Source organism: Variovorax sp. RTB1 (genome assembly GCF_035018765.1).
In the GTDB taxonomy this organism is placed as follows: domain Bacteria; phylum Pseudomonadota; class Gammaproteobacteria; order Burkholderiales; family Burkholderiaceae_C; genus Variovorax.
The window spans coordinates 86,561-103,152 of the sequence record NZ_JASJXG010000011.1 but is presented as its reverse complement, the minus strand read 5'-3'; the positions used below and the strand labels follow the sequence as shown (position 1 = coordinate 103,152).

The 16,592-nt window shown below is 59.8% G+C and carries 13 protein-coding genes; 6 read left to right on the top strand and 7 right to left on the bottom strand.

Features of this window, described 5'->3' with window-relative positions; genetic code table 11:
* Positions 1-56 precede the first annotated feature (56 nt).
* The 3 genes from QN397_RS10025 to QN397_RS10015 all read right to left on the bottom strand — a co-directional run bounded on the left by QN397_RS10025 (position 57) and on the right by QN397_RS10015 (position 3,568).
* A complete protein-coding gene (locus QN397_RS10025; protein WP_323500829.1) occupies positions 57-1,823 on the bottom strand; it encodes a bifunctional diguanylate cyclase/phosphodiesterase in 1,767 nt (588 codons plus the stop codon).
* Positions 1,816-2,961, bottom strand: a complete 1,146-nt coding sequence (locus QN397_RS10020) for a sensor domain-containing diguanylate cyclase (RefSeq protein ID WP_323500828.1) — start codon at positions 2,959-2,961, stop codon at positions 1,816-1,818. The genes QN397_RS10025 and QN397_RS10020 overlap by 8 nt, the downstream gene beginning before the upstream one ends.
* Before the next feature lie 214 nt (positions 2,962-3,175).
* Entirely contained in the window at positions 3,176-3,568 is a 393-nt protein-coding gene (locus QN397_RS10015) for a PAS domain-containing protein (RefSeq protein ID WP_323500827.1), read from the bottom strand.
* Between the two features lie 152 nt (positions 3,569-3,720).
* On the opposite strand from QN397_RS10015, the gene QN397_RS10010 reads away from it, so the two are divergent.
* Together QN397_RS10010 and QN397_RS10005 are read left to right on the top strand one after the other, a co-directional pair.
* Positions 3,721-4,245, top strand: coding sequence for a BLUF domain-containing protein (locus QN397_RS10010; RefSeq protein WP_323500826.1), 525 nt, complete (start codon positions 3,721-3,723; stop codon positions 4,243-4,245).
* Between the two features lie 562 nt (positions 4,246-4,807).
* The gene (locus QN397_RS10005; protein ID WP_323500825.1) at positions 4,808-5,458 is read left to right on the top strand and encodes a BLUF domain-containing protein; all 651 of its coding nucleotides are present in this window, start codon (positions 4,808-4,810) and stop codon (positions 5,456-5,458) included.
* 361 nt (positions 5,459-5,819) lie between these two features.
* On the opposite strand, the gene QN397_RS10000 is transcribed toward QN397_RS10005, so the two are convergent.
* The 4 genes from QN397_RS10000 to QN397_RS09985 form a co-directional block, all read right to left on the bottom strand.
* Positions 5,820-7,171 (bottom strand): IS3 family transposase gene (locus tag QN397_RS10000; protein ID WP_323500824.1). Its coding sequence is split into 2 segments (ribosomal slippage): positions 5,820-6,707 and positions 6,710-7,171, totalling 1,350 coding nucleotides; the frame shifts between segments, so codons are not numbered across the junction.
* Positions 7,172-7,387: 216 nt separating this feature from the next.
* Complete coding sequence (locus QN397_RS09995) at positions 7,388-7,681, bottom strand: hypothetical protein (RefSeq protein ID WP_323500823.1); 294 nt, start codon at positions 7,679-7,681, stop codon at positions 7,388-7,390.
* Positions 7,681-10,239, bottom strand: a complete 2,559-nt coding sequence (locus tag QN397_RS09990) for a YbcC family protein (protein ID WP_323500822.1) — start codon at positions 10,237-10,239, stop codon at positions 7,681-7,683. Before QN397_RS09990 ends, QN397_RS09995 begins: the two co-directional genes overlap by 1 nt.
* A gap of 22 nt (positions 10,240-10,261) precedes the next feature.
* Complete coding sequence (locus tag QN397_RS09985; protein ID WP_323500821.1) at positions 10,262-11,875, bottom strand: NADH-quinone oxidoreductase subunit L; 1,614 nt, start codon at positions 11,873-11,875, stop codon at positions 10,262-10,264.
* Between the two features lie 98 nt (positions 11,876-11,973).
* Here QN397_RS09985 and QN397_RS09980 point away from each other — a divergent pair, with 98 nt between their 5' ends.
* The 4 genes from QN397_RS09980 (at position 11,974) to QN397_RS09965 (ending at position 16,552) form a co-directional block, all read left to right on the top strand.
* Positions 11,974-12,885, top strand: a complete 912-nt coding sequence (locus tag QN397_RS09980; RefSeq protein ID WP_323500843.1) for a LysR family transcriptional regulator — start codon at positions 11,974-11,976, stop codon at positions 12,883-12,885.
* A gap of 224 nt (positions 12,886-13,109) precedes the next feature.
* Positions 13,110-14,504: a CHASE3 domain-containing protein gene (locus QN397_RS09975; RefSeq protein WP_323500820.1), complete on the top strand. Its 1,395-nt coding sequence runs from the start codon at positions 13,110-13,112 to the stop codon at positions 14,502-14,504.
* 605 nt (positions 14,505-15,109) lie between these two features.
* Positions 15,110-16,245 (top strand): IS3 family transposase gene (locus tag QN397_RS09970; protein WP_323500819.1). Its coding sequence is split into 2 segments (ribosomal slippage): positions 15,110-15,371 and positions 15,371-16,245, totalling 1,137 coding nucleotides; the frame shifts between segments, so codons are not numbered across the junction.
* A 97-nt stretch (positions 16,246-16,342) separates the two neighbouring features.
* The gene (locus QN397_RS09965) at positions 16,343-16,552 is read left to right on the top strand and encodes a hypothetical protein (RefSeq protein WP_323500818.1); all 210 of its coding nucleotides are present in this window, start codon (positions 16,343-16,345) and stop codon (positions 16,550-16,552) included.
* Positions 16,553-16,592 lie beyond the last annotated feature (40 nt).

The following is a 16,592-nucleotide window of genomic DNA, read 5'->3' as shown; positions in this document are numbered from 1 at the left end:
AACTAAATGCGGTTCAGCGCGCGCAGCAAATGATGGGGCTTGACTGTTCGGCAATCTCATATCGCCGGTACTGCGACATGGTTACTGATCGTGGCCCCATCCCCGTGAAGCCAGCTTGTCGCCCTATCGGCCGCCATTGGTCGCGCGTAGAAATAGCCCTGCCCTTTGTCACAGCCGAGGGTCCGCAGCAACGCTGCTTGGCCAGCGGTCTCAATACCCTCTGCTACCGTGACCATGCCCAGACTTCGCGCGATGTGGACGATCGCCTCGATGAGTACGCGGTGGTGTGCACTGGCTTCGATCGGGGTGACAAAGGAGCGATCGATCTTGAAGACGTCGACAGGAAGTTCGTGCAGGCTGGACAGCGACGAGTAGCCGGTCCCGAAATCGTCAAGCGCCAAGGTCAACCCGAGTCCCCTGAGCTCACTCAACCGGGCCTGAACCGCAGTGTCTTGTGCGGCCAGGCTCTCAGTGATTTCCAGCTGCAGACAGGCAGCCGGCAACCCGCTTGCCTCAAGCGCGTTAGCGACGCGCTCGACGATCTTCCGATCGGCAAGCTGCGCTCGCGACAGATTGACAGAGACCGTACGGGGTGCCCGGTCGCCCAGGAGCGCGCGCCATACGACAAGTTGGCGGCAGGTGTCGTTGATGATCCAGTCGCCCAACTCGCGGATTAGGCCGGTGGCTTCGGCCACCGCGATGAATTCGGCCGGCATGACCATGCCTCGTTGCGGATGGCGCCAGCGCACCAGTGCTTCCATTCCCACTACTGAGCCGTCCGCAAGGGCGACGATTGGCTGGTATTCGGTGCACAGTTGCCCCCCGGACAGCGCGGTGCGTAACCCTAGCTCCAGATCGCCGAGCTGTCGGGCGCGATCCATCATCTCCGACTCAAAAACGACGCGGCGTGCACCTCCTGCGCGCTTGGCATCGCGCATTGCCAGGCTGGCGAGCTCCAGCAGTCCTTCGGCATTGCCAGAACAGCCCTTGCCTGTCACCAAGCCCACGCTCGCCGACAGGTGCACAGTCTGCTCGCCGATGGCGTAAGGCTCCTGCAACATGCTGACCAACCGATCCGCTGCGCCGACCGCAGCGAGCACACTGCCTTCAAGCATATCGAGGAACAGCACGAATTCGTCTGCGCCCAGCCGTGCTGCGAGGGGCGATGGCGTGCCGGAGGAAAGAGAAGCGCCCAACTCGTGCGCGGCCGCGCTCACGCGGCGTCCCATGAGACACAGCACTTCGTCGCCGGTCGCGTGGCCGAGGGTCACGTTGATACGTTCGAATCGGTCTGCGTTGACGAGCATGAGCGCAAAGTCGTACGCAGGTTCTTCCTGTGCCCGACTTAGCGCCCGGTGAATTCGCTCCAGTACCGCCGTTCGGTTCGGCAAAGATGTCAACGCATCAACGCGCTTTTGCCCATGAAGCAGCGCCTGCAGCCGCTGCTGTTCGCGCTGCACCACCACGCTTATGTCCGTCACACAGGCCATCAACGTGGTGTCGTCCAGCCGCATCATGTGAAGTCCCAGAAATAGCGGCTCACCTCGCGTTGCGCCGAGCTGCCGGACCTGCAGTGGCAATGCGTCGCAAACGATATCGCCAGGCTGCGCATTCGCGTTTGCAAGATTGCGCAATCCGGGCGCCACGGTCTTCAATACATCAAATAGGTTGTCCAGCGCTCCGTCGACCGCCAGCGGCATTAGCAACTGTGCCGACATCGGATTGATCAGAATGATCGTGCCGTCGAGTGTGGTTTGGATCAGGCCGATCGGTGCGCGATAGAGAAACTGGACAAGGGCTTCGTCGGCGGCGGCTTCAGCCATGAATGTGTTTGGCGAGATTGCGATCGGCATCGGCGCCGGCATCGGTCTTACCTACCCAGCGCTCAACGCGGTTGCGGCCTTTCGACTTGGCCAGGTACATTGCCGAGTCGGCGCGTTGCAGCAACTCGTCCACGCCGTCAATGCCTTCTTGCATCGTCGCAACCCCGGCGCTGATCGTGTAGCGGATGAAGGTGCCGTGAATCTCGACGGCTTGCGCTTCAATGCTGCGGCAAAGCCGTAGCGCAGCAGCTTCGGCGGCTTCGAGTGTGATCCCCGGCATCAGGACGGCAAACTCTTCTCCGCCCACCCGCGCGACGACGTCCATCGCATGAAAGGTAAACGACATGCCTGCGGCAAGATGCCGCAACACGGCGTCTCCTCCGGAATGCCCATGTTCATCATTGATTCCCTTGAAGTGGTCTGCGTCGATCATCACCACGGAGAGGGGCCTGGACATTCGCATCCAGCGCCGGAGTTCGAGATTCGCTGCGTCAAAAAACGCGCGACGGTTGGCCAGTCCGGTGAGGTGGTCGCTCGAAACCGACTGCCGCAGCGCCTCGGTGGCGTCGCGCCGGTCGGATATGTCGCGAATGATCAGACTGTAGGAACGCTCCGTCTGCCGCTCGTCGGACGGGTCATCACCAGGCACGTGCAGCGGTGCGATCAGGCAGCTACCCCAATAGCGCGTCCCGTCGGCCCGCACTCGCCATCCCTCGTCGAGGCTCCAGCCGCTGTCGTCGGCCTCGTGCAGCCGGTCGAGCGCACGGTCGCCCGACATGCCGTCCAACGGATAGAACATTGCGTAGGAGTGTCCGACCGTAGCTTCGCCAGCAAAGCCCGCAACACGCCCGATGCTCGGGTTCCAGCTCTGTGCGCAGCCGTTCGCATCCAACGCCACCAGCGCGTAGTCGGTCAGGCCGGTCACGATGGTGTTTATCCACGCCAGGCTCTGGCGCAGTTCGCGATCGCGCTTGACGGATTTGGTGACGTCGCTGAGCACGGCCATCAGTCGCCGGTCGTCCAGCTTGAGCAGGCTGAGCGACAGGATTTGTGCGTCTTTGTGGCCACGTCCCGCGTTGACTTGCAGGTGTAAGGCATCGCAAACCATGCCATGACTGCCTTCAAAGGCGGCGGCCATGTGCCGAAGGTCTGGCGCCACACCTTCGAGCGCAGTGAACAGATTTGACAAACCGCCATCGCGCGACAACGGCATCAGCAGTTGGGCGCACAGCGGATTCACCATCACGATCTCGCCGTCGGTATGCGCCTGCACCAGTCCGATGGGTGCGATATACAAAAACTGCGTCAGCGCCTCGTAGTCTTCCTCAAGTGAAAAAGCCATGTGGGAGAGCTCAGCCCACGCGCTGGACAAGAACGTAGCGGAACAGCCCGCTGGGCGACGCGAGCAAACGCAATTGGACCTTGACAGGCCGCATGCGCAGGGTCAGCACGTATTCGATGACCTGGTCGAGGGTTGTACCGTGCTCTACGGCATCCTCGAAGCGCTGTGCAACCAGAAAGTTGTTCATGCACGGTGCAACAACGGTAAATAGGGGCTGGCTCAATACCCGCTGCGGGGAGAGTCCAGCCGCTTGTGACTCAAACGCGTTGTAGCGGCGCACCACACCACTTGCATCGAAGCCGATAACGCCAAAATCAAGCGCATCCAGTTGCGCGTCGGTGAACCCGTCCAGCGTGCCGAGAAGCTCCGGCGTAGCAAAGGCGGCGTATACGATAGGTGTCATTGAGAGTCCACAAATTAATGAGAGGCGGAGTGCATTTCGGCGGTCGTTCAGCTATGGGTGCGCTCCTCGTTGGAATAAGTATGAGCCCGACTGCCGTCGCCTCTTTGTTTTCGGCACTGTGGCCAAAAACTTAAGGCCGTAGGTCGAACCCGATGTCACCCTTCGCGGTGCCGTTCGCTGCGGTTGTCTCCAACAGCTGCTCTGCCAACAAGAACTGCGCGCTCCTCGATTCGATTGCGGCGGCGCTCGTCGTCTGGCAGCATCGCGCCGTGCTGTTCCGTCTTGTCTATGTCAGTCGTGCGGTTTTAGAGACCGGTAACGACTTGCCCGCCATCCTGAAGTGGTGCCACGAGGTCAACCCGGGCCTTGGAGTGACCGGCGTCCTGGGTTTCCTCGATGGGGTGTACTTGCAATACCTCGAGGGTGAAGAAGCCGTTGTCGAGGAACTTTTTGCCAGAATCCAGTCGGACATTCGCCACGCGGATGCCACCCGGCTCGAGTGGCGCACGCTTCCCCGGCGCGCTTTCCCCGACTGGTCAATGCATCTGCTGGAATGGGATGCGAACAACATAGCCGTTTTCAGAAGCTTCTCGCCCGGCGCTAACCTTGACTTGTATGCGAGCGATCCACCTACTGCGGCGCCACTTTTGCGCGCGCTCATACGGGGGCCCGACTAGAAGCTCCAAGCTAGGTGAGCGCTGGCACCTCGAAGTAAGCACAGCTCAGGTGCGCATCGGGCTTTATACGGATGTCCGGCGTTCAGCTTGCGGTGGAATGAAGAACGAAATGAAGAAGGTCGATCACGCCATCGGTGGACGTCGCGTTGGTGAAGGACGGGCAGGCAATCGCGGGATGCAGCGTTGTGGGAGTTTGCGCCGAGTATCTTGTCACCCTGACAACCGCTAATTGAAGACATCGAGAACGTTCGACGGGGGAGCCAACGTATGGCGGCCGCAAGACACTAAGACGATTTCGACGCAGCATCGACTCTGCGCGGGTATCGGTCCAGCCCACTTTTGACCCAAACGCCGGAATTACGCTAAGCCTGTCCAGCAAATCACGGTCTCCGTATTGGCGAAAATCGTAATCCCCGCTCTCGGGTCACGAAGACGCCGGCATAGGGCTCAAATTAGGATCGTGCGCAACACAATAGTTTGCTACCAAGCTGTGTCAAAGCATGGACATGTGGCCGTTCTGAGCTTACATTAACTTACATTAACGTCAACTATCGGGAGTGCGATGAGCCAGCTGATTCGTTTCACATATGCCAGCCGTTCCACCTCGCCGCCTGAGGCACAAGTGCAGGGCCTCGATCTGGGTGTGGCCCGCATTCTTGCGAAGTCGCGAAAGAACAACCGACAGCAACAAATCGTCGGTGGCTTGTTATTCGGCGACGGGTGCTTTTTGCAGTGTCTTGAAGGCGAGGAAGAGACCGTCTTGACGCTCTACAAGAAGATCGAAGCCGATCCTAGGCATTGCGACGTAACGGAACTAGCACGCGTGCCGGTCAGCGAGCGTACATTCGGCGACTGGTCAATGAAGTATGTGCCCGGCGAGAGGGCGCTAGGCGACTTAATGCGAGGCTGGGGAATGGAACGGTTTAATCCGTATGTCTTTGCGCCAGAGCAGCTCGAAGCGGCAATTACCTATTTGCGACAACAGGCCGATGCGGCGCGCCAGTTGCCGGACGAAGAGCAACTAGAGCGATCCAAGAGGCAAGCGCCGCAGAGCTATATTGGCAAGAATATTCCTCTGCCAGTGGCGGCGGTTAAATCTGCCGGCAGCTTGGATAAGGTGCCCGCACAAGGGATGGCTGGTCCTTTGAAGTGGGTAATGACCAGCAGCGTGGTCGCGATACTCGGTACGTTGGTGTATTTCGCTTCTCGATGAATCCGGTCAGTCTCGGCAGCTTCTGAGACGTCGCAGTGCTGGCACCGGGTCGCTTTTGACCCAGACGCCGAAATTGTGCGCTTACCCTGTCCAGCGCCTTGCAATCGCCGTGTTGGCGGAAATCACAAGTTCCACTCTTGGGTGAGTAAGACGCCGGTATAGAGGTCAAATTCAGTCCGGACGCAACAATCATGGCTTCGAAGCATGCAAGGGGCGAGACTTTCTGCAGACGGGAGTGCGGCGGAAATCTCGGAATACATGAAGGTAGTCCATGTACAGAGCTGGCCCCGGAAATCCGAACAATCTGAATCGCCCCGGTTTTGAACTGACCCCCAGAAGTTGGACATTGTGATCCCGCCGATCAGGCGGTGTTTCTCAACCGGTATTGAACCGGGCTAAGCCCTTTCAATCGCAGCTTGATGCGCTCGTGGTTGTAGTAGTGGATGTATTCATTCACGCCCGCTTCGAGCTCATCAACGTCGCCAAGTTTTTCAAGGTGGAAGTACTCCGCCTTGAGGGTGCCAAAGAAGCTTTCGATCACAGCATTGTCAAAGCAATTGCCTCTTCGGCTCATGCTTTGCGTTACCCCGCGATGCGCAAGCATCGCCCGGTATGGCTGCATTTTGTAATGCCAGCCTTGGTCTGAATGTACGGTCAGTCCAGCGACGTGTTTGGCCCGCGCAAGTGCCACATCCAACGTACCGGAGACCAAGTCGAAGACAGGGCGCCTGGCCATGCGGTGCGCAATGATCTCGCCGTTGTACAAGTCCATGCAGGCCGACAGATAGAGCTTCTGCCCGTTCACGTTGAACTCGGTTATGTCGGTCGCCCATTTCTCATTGGGAGTCTTCGCGAAGAAGTCTCGCTTCAGGACGTTTGGCACGTGCACATCGCTGATTTCAGGGGCGTGCCGAGAGCGCTTCCTCGCCCGAATCAGCGCGCGCAATCCCATCTCCTTCATGAGGCGCTGGACGCACTTGTGGTTGACGGACACCCCCAGCGAATTGCGCAGCGCTGCCGTGATTCTTCGGTAGCCGTAGCGGCCTTTATGTTCACCGTAAACGGCGCGAACCTTTGCCTCCAAGCCGCTTGGCTCGATACGCTGGATCGCGTTGCACTGGTAGTAGAAAGTGCTGCGCGCAAGCCCTGCTGCCCGCAGCAGGTCCGCCAATTTGTGGTGATGCCTCAATCCGAGTATCAAGCGCGCTTTGTCGGCGCAAGTGATCTCTTCGCTCGAATCAAGGCGTGCACTTTTTTTAGGTACGCAACCTCCGCGCGCAGTCGCTCAACCTCTTCACGCAGCGCACTGTGCGAGCTCGGGCTGTCCGCGTCTGGTGGTTCTGGATTAGGGTTCTCTGCCTTCATGGGTCGCGCTTGCCTTCTGCTCTCGAGTGCTGCCACACCGCCTTCATCGAAGGCGCGCCGCCAGACAACGACTTGGTTCGGATTGCGAATATCGTAGATCGCGGCCACCTGGCGGCTCGAGAGCTGTTCACGATCCTGATGCGACAGTACCTGTAGCTTGAAATGCGCGGTGGAGGAGCCTCGTTTGGGCCGCAAGCCGGCAATTCCGTGCAACCGGTAGTGGCTGACCCAGGTGCGAATTTTCTCTTCGGGCACTGACCAGCGTCGTGCAAGCAACTTGGTACCGCCCTCGCCAGCTAGAAAGCTCTTAATCACTTTGAGCTTGAACTCTGTCTCGTACTTCTCCATGGGACCCCTTGAAGTTCGTCCAACTTCTGGGGGTCAGTTCAAAGCCGGGGCGATTCAGGCTTGGGTTGGTAGTGCGCGCTGCTGAGACTGATGCTCAAAAGTTGAGCCTGCCGCATGATCAACAGCCCAAGGTCACGCTCGAGCATCGCTTTACGCGCAGCAGGCCGGCCTTGCCGAGCTTACGACGGGGTATTCTGCTCAGCTTTGCTCCTGTGGTCACGGGGCGATGTCCTCGCCCTTGGGAGCAGTTTCCTCACTTACCGGATTGTTCAGATTTCCGGAGCCGCCTCTCTCCAACCCTTTTCTTGGCTTGCATCTGGCCGCTTCCAGCTGTGGACCGCGCCGTAGCGTATCCAGTGTAAGGGTGCCCAGCTGATCGTTATCAAAACCCGTGAGAAGCTCAATGGCGCGACCCAATGCCGGCTCAAGTACAGGCGCAATTACTCGCTCCTTGCCGTGCTGAGTCAGCAGCGCCACTTTCCGACCTGCGTAGCGGGAATACTTCAACATCAAGCGATCTCCAGGTGCATCGGAGACCAAGCCCCGTGCTCATAACGCTCGAAGCCGGCTGGTACAAAGCGCCAAAGGTAAAGCCAGTCATTGGCTAGCAGTTGCCTGACGACCGCATGCTTGCCGATTACAGCGTCAATGGCCGCCTGCGGCGCATCGATGACCACGGTCAGCCGCAGAGGCTCATGCACCCAGCGTTCGCCGTCATGCAGCGACTGGCGGGACAGACCGATCCGCAAATCGCCGCCGTTGCCCTCGAAGATGCCGATGCTGCCACCCACCACGTTGTGCAGCACCTTGTTGCCGCTGCCCAAGCGTAGCGGATCGCAGGTGGACGCGTGGTACTGCCAGTTGATCCAGTGCGCAACAAGCATCGGCGCGGTCATCAGCAATTCTAGAATGCTGCCGTCGGCGTCCTCGGCCGAGTCATAGTCATGCAAGAAACTGCGGCCGTCCAAGGCGACACCACGAGTTTTTTGACGGGGCGCGATGATGAAAGCGGCGTTGCCTGCGAGGCCCCACTCGGGCCGGGTTTGGGCTCCGTCATTGGCACGGCTGCGCAATTGCTTCAGAAGTTCGTTATGTGGCGCGCGCGGGTCGAGCTTGAGACTTGCCGCGCGCTCTCTGCGCACCTGGTCGCAGGCATGTGCAAAGATACGGCGAAGTCGCTCCCACCGGGCGTTTGCATGGGGCGGCAGAAGGTCAAGGTCAAAGCCTTCGATTTCGTCCGTGGTCGTGTTGTGCAGCGCAGCGACGAAGACCGTGGACGCGGGGATGGTAATACCGCCTGCCAGCAAACCTCCGCGCACGGCGCGATCGTTGAGCAGCTGTGCAAGGGCGCGGGCATTGACCTCGCCGGTCTGCCCACAGCACGCACCGCAATCCAGCGCTGCGGCCTGAGCGTTGTTGGCAGACTGGCTTCCATGCCCAACCAACAGCACAAGAGGGGCAATGTGTTTGTCCAACCCCATGGCGTGCAGCACGCTGCCAGCCAGCGCGATCTTAATATCGGGATCGAGACCGACCAGCTGCGGACGGCAGATCGGCCGATAGCGCGCCGGCAGTCCCGCGAGGTCGTCCCGGGCCCTGGCCTGCCTGGATGGCAGCAGCCATTGTCCAAGCTTGCCCAGATACCCAAGTCCGACAGCTTCAACAAACGAGAAGGAAGCACTGGGCCAGCGGCTGGCGCCCTGCCACTGATCGGAGAGGGCGAGATGAACTCGACGCGACCGACCGGCGGCAGTTTGAAGTGTCGCAGTGGAGTCGCGATAGGCTGGATCGGACGAAACGATGCAATCGGTCACCTCCATGACAGGCGCCAGCAGGCCGGGCAATTGCGGTCGTCTGGCTCGCGTACCCAGCGGCGTGTAAGCAACTGGAAGACCAAAAAAACCAGCGAACCCTAGTGTCTGGACAGCTGGCCATACGGCTTCGAGTGCACGGCGCAAAGGCTCGCTGCGCACATCGATGCAGAAGGCGGCCTGGACCTCGATAGTCTTAGACGTTAGCGCCGGACGGCTTGCTGCAAGAAGTTTCTGGGCGAGTTCGCGCTGGTAGCCAACTTCAAGTGCTACTTGCCAGACTTCGTCGATCACCTGTGCTTGCTCAGCTTTACCCAACAAAAATTGGGCTTGACCCCAGGCCTCATGCAGCGCTGCAAACGCCTGCTTGGCCGCAACGTCATCTTTGCATTCAAGAAGCAAAGCGCCCCAGGCCAGACGGATTGCGAGCAACTCACGCAAATGCACGTCCAACTGCCCCTCGAGAGCGGCTTGCCAGCCTAGATAGGCACACCATGAGGCCCAGCCGTTGACGGTGAGAAGCACGGCCTCCAGATAGTCCGCCCATGCCGCCTTCGGCAGGCCCAGACGCGTTAACACCCAATGCTCAGCATCCCTCGCCGTGGCCGGGAGAGCGTCCATGGCACTGCCGATATGAGGCAGGCCCATAAGCAGGCCAATGCCATGGTCATGTTGGAGAGTCTCACGCCAGAATGCATACAAGCCTTGGGAGCGCTCCGGCCGCCAATCGGCCTGGTGCTCATCGAAGTAGGCCGCACAGGTCTGGCTTACCTGGTGCGTGATGGCCTGGCGCCAGGACAGGCGGGTATGGCGCTGCGGATCGTTGTCGAGCACGTCAATCAGCAGCGGCAGAGGATGCACAAAGGCTTCGGCTTGCAGCGCTTCTACGCACTGGTGAGGTGTCAGGCGCATGGCCCGTGCTTCTGGCAGGCGGCGCAGCGCACAATCCAAATCCGTCGGGCTGATGCGGCCCTCGGCCCATGCACGTTGTTGCTGATCCCTCGGTGGGAACACACGGATGTTGCCCAATACTTCCATGCGGGCGGCAACTTGGCGCACCGGCATGTCAATTCGCGACCAGTGCGGGTTGACCGCAATAGCGCGGTCCAAAGGCCACGCAGGTGCGATCGCGCGGCAGGCCTGGCTGCAAGCCAATTCAATGTGTTCGTTCTGCGCGGTGTTCTTATCAGGAACGTTTTCGATTTCCAAAACCCCTTCCACTTCTGGCTGGGCAAAGGCTAGATGAGTGTTGATCATGCTTGTCTCCGTGATAGTCGATTTAGTGGGGGGCATTCATAAGTGCGGATGTCGCGGATTTGGGGTGATCGTCTCGATGGTCGGGCGTCCAGGGGGCTGGCCAGAGTTGCAAGGCGAACCGTGTGTAGGCCTCGTCGACGTAAAACCCTGCATAGCTCCATCGCCGCCAGCGGCTTAGAACCTGTGGTCGAAGTTGCAGGAGCGCGAGGCAGAGGTACATCGCCACCATGCCCACCAGGGCGACAAGGCCAAGCAGGTGTTGAGGAGCATCCAAAATACCAAATGGCAGCGAATGTGCGAGCAGGGCGGCGCCCGTCAGACCGGAGACCATCAGCAGGCCGAACAGCATCTGCTTTGCGCGTTGCCCAAGGTCAGCCGGTATATCTCCCGACCACAGCAATGGCGCCCAGGCCAGTCCCAGCACTGCGCTCCACCACCAGGGCCAGGGTGCGAGGCCGGACAACGACTGGATCATCAGCACGATCGATATTGTCAGCACCGGTGCAAATATCGTGCTGAATGCAGAAGGAGATACAGGACTGTGCAAGGCCTTCAGACGGGTCTGGCGCACGACGCTCGAAGCCGACAGGAAGGCATGTGCCTTGTAAAGCGAGTGGCCCAATAGATGTAACGCTGCAAGGGTATACAAACCGACGCCGCATTCCAGCACCATAAAGCCCATTTGCGCTACGGTGGACCAAGCCAGCCGCACCTTGATGCTGATGCGCGTGAGCATTACCAGACCGGCCAGGACGGCCGACACCAATCCGAAGATCACGAGAAGCCAGCGTGCAGCGGGTACGGCCGCTAGCAGCGGTGCAAAGCTGATTAAAACGTAGCCGCCCAGGTTCACCACGCCGGCGTGCAGCAACGCGGAAACAGGGGTGGGTGCTTCCATCACCTGTATCAGCCAGCCATGCACTGGCATCAGCGCCGTGCGCAGCACGACAGCGAGTACGAGGCACATCGCGCTAATTTGCAGCGCGGCAGAGGCGCCGTTGTGTGCTAAGTGCTGCCACAGCGCCGGCAACGAACCACTGCCGACCGACCACCACGCCAGCCCGGCTGCGGTCAGCAAGAGCGCGTCGGCCAGTCGATCGGCTAGCCGTTTTTTGCAGGCGGCCAGCATGGCAAATGGGCGGTCCGGATAGAAGCACAGCAGTCGCTGCAGCGCCACCCCGACGCACGCCCAGGCCGCGACCAGCACCAGCCAGTGTTGCGCAAGCAGCAGCAGGTGCACGGCCGCGAGCACCGCAGAGAGCGCCGCGACGTATCGACGCTGCGCGGGTTCCCCCTGCAGGTAGCGCGCAGAAAACGCGCCGATCACAGAACCCAGCGTTTGCACCAATATCGCCATCCACACGCCCAGTGCGCTGGCTCCAATCCAGTCGAGTAACGGTATCGCGGCCAGCGCGTGGCGCAACGGCGTCGACGTGGATGCCGGCAGAGAAGGGATGAACGACCAGGCCAGGAGGTTTGCAAGGCACGCAATCGATGCCAGGGCCGACAGCGCGCCGAACCGGCGCCAAGACACCGCAATCGGGCGGTCGGCAGGTAACGGGAAAATCGACGCCAGTCCCATCAGAACGGGTGGCGCCAGCAGGGTTGAAATCATGAGAGCTTTAAGCGTATTCATGGAGTTGTGAGCGGTGTGGGATTTGCAGCAATCGTCATTGCGGTGGACAGTTCTGTAAATTACATTTATAAGAACTGATTGATATCGAAAAGAGAATGATGCAGCTGGACCAACTCAACTTCCACCACTTGCACTATTTTTGGTGCGTGGCCAGGACAGGAAACCTCACGCGCGCTGCAGCAGATCTGCATGTTTCCCAATCGGCTTTGTCGACGCAGATCCGCCAATTGGAGGACCGCCTCGGGCAGGCCCTTTTCACCCGCAACGGCCGACGGCTGAAGTTGACCGATCCGGGTCAGCTAGTCCTCTCCTATGCCGACACCATCTTTGGTCTGGGCCGCGAAATGCTCGGCCGTTTGCAGGGGCGCAGTGACGGCGTGACCCGACTTCGCGTGGGCAGTGTGGCTACGATGTCACGCAACTATCAGGAAAACTGGATTCGCCCTTTGCTTGGCGATCCGTCGCTGGTGCTTACGTTGGAGTCGGGATTGCTCGATGGGCTGCTGGAACGACTGGCGCAGCATCAGATCGACGTGGTGTTGGCGAACGAGCCAGTGCCTGTAGACCCCGATCGGCCTATGCACTGCCGCTTCCTGGGCAGCCAGGCGATTTCGTTGGTCGGACCGGCAAAGGTCTGGAAAGCGAACAGCCTGCGCGTGCCGCACGACCTCGATGGTCTGGACATTGCCTTGCCGGGTCAACGGCACGCCTTGCGTGCACAGTTCGACTCGCTGTGCGCGACGGCGAATGTGACGCCCCGGTTGCGTGCCGAAGTCGACGATATGGCCATGCTGCGTCTGATCGCGCGCGACAGCGGCTGGCTGGCCGTGTTGCCAGAAGTGGTGGTGCAGGATGAGCTGCAGGCAGGCATTCTCATCGCTGTAGGACACTCGACGCAATTGCAGGAGCGCTTTTACGCCATCACCACTCCACACCGTCATCGCATCGAAATTTTGGATTTGCTGCTGTCGGAGGCGCCGATGGCGTTTCCTGAAACGGTCACCATTTGATCGTGCTGAGCGAAATCATGAGAAGCGGGGTCGAAATGGCACCGTCGTCGACAACCGAAGGTGGCTGCCCGTATCCACGCGCGCTAGCATCCGGCGTTAAATTCGAGCAGGTCTGCAACAGCGCGGCCGAAAGAACAGTCGGTACCAAGCCCCCAAGCCTATTGAAAAGCCGTCACATAGTTACGTACGGGTGTGTGTGCCGCATCGATTTTTGAGCGTAGACCGTGAAGAACATCCAGAACCTTGCCGGGCAAATTTTGCGTCAACGCTATGCGGTACCCATGGTTGTCGTTGCGGCCTTCCTTGCTCTGATCGTCAATGAGGTGGCTTTTTATCGCACCTCCGTCATGGTGCGAAGAGGCATTGAACTGACTGACGCGCGCATCGGTGCCGCACGCATTCTGCAGTTGCTCACCGATGCGGAAACCGGACAACGCGGCTATCTGTTGACCAAACAGGATGCCTTCCTTGCACCTTACCGTTCGGCTCTGAAGGAACTACCTGAACCGCGTGCAAACTTGCGCCGCTTCTTTGCTTTCACCGAGAGCGATAAGCAGACACTCGCCCGGCGCTCGAACGCGATCATCGACGCCAAGCTGGCAGAGATGGCACAGACGCTGGCACTGGAAATGCAAGGAAAGCATGTAGAAGCCATCGCCTTGATCGGCTCAGGCGCAGGCCGCGATCTGATGGAAAGCCTGCGCGAGATTTTCAGTCAAGAACTGGATCAGGCGGCGCAAGCTCAGGCGTTGGCTCGGTCCTCAATTTATGACGCGCTGCAATTTAATCGCATCGCGGCGGCATTGCTAACCTTGGCCAGCATGGCCGGGGTAATCGTCTATCTGCAGCAGTTAAAGCAACGCGATCGCGAGCAGGTGGAGCGCGCAGTGTCACTCGAAACCGTGGTGCGTACCCGCACACGCGAGTTGCGCCAGCTTGCCCGCCATTTGCAAAATGTGCGAGAAGACGAGCGAGGGTATCTAGCCCGAGAAATTCATGACGAACTTGGAGGCCTGCTTACCGCAGCCAAATTGGATCTGGCCCGTATGCGTTCCAAACTGAATGATGGTCCGGCGCTCTTAGAAAGGTTGGAGCATGCCATTGAACTTCTGAATCAAGGCATTGCATTCAAGCGTCGCGTGATCGAAGACCTCAGGCCTTCGTCACTGGAGATATTAGGAGTTCGGGCTGCGATCCTGACTTTGTGCGAGGACGCGCAACGAGCGCTTGCGATACCGGTGACTGCCGAGCTCGACGAGCTCAAGCTGATCCCGCCCGACGATCTTGCGGTTTACCGTTTCGTCCAGGAGGCTATGACAAACATAGCCAAGTATGCCGAGGCCACGCATGTCTGGGTCAAGCTTTGGGGCGAAGTCGATTCTGTGGGTATCGAAGTCCGGGATGACGGCGTCGGATTTGTCCGAAATGTGGCTCTTCTCGGTCGACAGGGGCTAGCCGGAATGCGATTCCGGGTCGAATCGTTGGGCGGCTCAATGACCATCGAGTCATCACCCGGGAAGGGTACTGTACTTCGCGCGCGGCTGCCGCTCGCAGAGCGGCCGGTCAATGCGGCGGGGCAAGGGAAGGGTCCTGCATCACATGGTGCAAAGTTGGCCTGAGCTGTCTCGAGAGGGGAGTTGTCCATTCCCGCAAACGCGCAAAGCAGAGCCGTGCAAAAAACATCTGGATGGCCTCTTTCTTTCCGGTATGGCTGGCGTCGCTCCGTCTCGGCGCTGGCATAAGGTGCAGGCGGAAGCGGCGGGGCCGGTGGCAGCGGAGATGGCGGCGGGGGTCTGAGTGGCCGTTCCGCAACAAGCAGCGGATCGAGCGATGGGGCCACAGCAGGCGGTAGCGTATCCAATGGTCAGTCCATTCGCAAAGGCGGCATGAGCAAAGAACCGACGGACAACGACAAGATGCCCAACGGAGCGATAGCCAAGGACAAAATGTCAAAGGACAAGATGAGTAAAGTCTCCTGGACAAGGGGTCGATGCCAGCCGATTCAACCGGCGACATGCGGACGCCCGATGCGAAGTAGTTCCACATCTACGTTTGCCATAGCTTTGGGACAGGGGCCGCGTCGCAAATCGTTTGACCGATGTCGACGTCTTCGTTGAGGCCGGGTTCGACGGGGAGAGAGCTGGCCCCGGAAATCTGAACAACCCGATAAGTGTGGAAACTGCTCCTGCTGGCGAGGACCTCGCCTGTGAAGACTGGAGCAAAGATGGGCAGAAGACCCCGCCGCACGCACTCAGCGGCATTCAAAGCCAAGGTGGCGCTGGCCGCCGTTCGAGGCGACAAGACGTTGGCCGAATTGGCGCAGCAGCATGACGTGCACCCCAACCAGATCACCGACTGGAAGAACCAGTTGCTCAGCCGAGCGGCCGACGTGTTTGGCGGCGAGCCATCGGCAGCAGAACCGGCGATCGACCTGAAGGCGCTGCACGCGAAGATCGGCCAGCTGGCGCTGGAGAATGATTTTTTGGAAGGCGCGCTCATCAAGGCCGGCATGCTGAGCGCAAAGCGATGATCGACCGAGGCCACGATCTACCGATCCGGCGCCAGGCCGAATTGGTGAACATCAGCCGCGGATCGGCCTACTACACGGCCAAGCCCGTGAGCGATGAAGACCTGAAGCTGATGCGCCGCGTTGACGAGCTTCACCTGGAATTGCCATTCACCGGAGCCCGCATGCTGCGCGACCTGCTGCGAGGGCAAGGCATTGCCGTAGGCCGCAAGCACATGACCACGCTGATGCGGCGCATGGGCATCACCGCGCTTTACAGGAAGTCCAACACGAGCAAGAAGACGCCTGGGCGCACGATCTACCCGTACCTGCTGCGCACGCTGCCTGTCACCCGGGCCAACCAGGTCTGGGCGATGGACATCAGCTACATCCCGATGGCCCGGGGCTTTGTCTATCTGGCAGCGGTGATCGACTGGTACAGCCGTCGGGTGCTGGCCTGGCGGGTGTCGATCTCGATGGACACCGAGTTTTGCACGGATGCTGTCGAGGAGGCGATCATCCGGTACGGCACGCCGGAAATCTTCAATACCGATCAAGGAAGTCAATTCACAAGTACGGCCTTCACCGGGCTGCTCACCGACCACGGCATCCGCATCTCGATGGACGGCAAGGGCTGCTGGCGAGACAACGTGTTCATCGAGCGGCTGTGGCGCTCGATCAAGTACGAGGAGGTGTACCTGCATGCCTATGAGAGCGTGAGCCAGGCGCGCAACGGAATCGGCCGGTACATCGAGTTCTACAACACCCGCAGGCCGCATTCGAGCCTGCAGGCCCGCACGCCCGATGTGGTGTACTTCGACTCGCTGCCACGGCCTTCGGCCGAGGCAGCCTGACCCCGCAGGATCCACTTATAAATCTTCGGAATCTGTTCAGATCAACGGGGCCAGCTCTGCCGACTGGGTAGAGCTGGCTCAGAAGGTGGAATCGACCTTGGACAGCGACATCAAGCTCGTGCGGATTGTCATTGACAATGCAGCTGCCTTAAAGGCCATCGTCCCGCGTGACGAACGGTCGGTTATGAAAGAGATGCTCCAGCGCCGAGTCGAAAGCACTAATGGGCTTGCCGAAGCGTTGACCGAGATCCGAGGGTTGCTGATCGATCGCATTAAAGAGATTGATGCGGAGCCTCCCGACAGATAGCCTAAGCTGGCCGCTGTCACCGGGCGCCCTGCGAATGCCC

Coding starts and splice junctions, on each gene's coding strand:
- QN397_RS10025 (WP_323500829.1), bottom strand. CDS start 1,823: ATGGCTGAAGCCGCCGCCGACGAAGCCCTTGTCCAGTTTCTCTATCGC.
- QN397_RS10020 (WP_323500828.1), bottom strand. CDS start 2,961: ATGGCCGCCGCCTTTGAAGGCAGTCATGGCATGGTTTGCGATGCCTTA.
- QN397_RS10015 (WP_323500827.1), bottom strand. CDS start 3,568: ATGACACCTATCGTATACGCCGCCTTTGCTACGCCGGAGCTTCTCGGC.
- QN397_RS10010 (WP_323500826.1), top strand. CDS start 3,721: ATGTCACCCTTCGCGGTGCCGTTCGCTGCGGTTGTCTCCAACAGCTGC.
- QN397_RS10005 (WP_323500825.1), top strand. CDS start 4,808: ATGAGCCAGCTGATTCGTTTCACATATGCCAGCCGTTCCACCTCGCCG.
- QN397_RS09995 (WP_323500823.1), bottom strand. CDS start 7,681: ATGTTGAAGTATTCCCGCTACGCAGGTCGGAAAGTGGCGCTGCTGACT.
- QN397_RS09990 (WP_323500822.1), bottom strand. CDS start 10,239: ATGATCAACACTCATCTAGCCTTTGCCCAGCCAGAAGTGGAAGGGGTT.
- QN397_RS09985 (WP_323500821.1), bottom strand. CDS start 11,875: ATGAATACGCTTAAAGCTCTCATGATTTCAACCCTGCTGGCGCCACCC.
- QN397_RS09980 (WP_323500843.1), top strand. CDS start 11,974: ATGCAGCTGGACCAACTCAACTTCCACCACTTGCACTATTTTTGGTGC.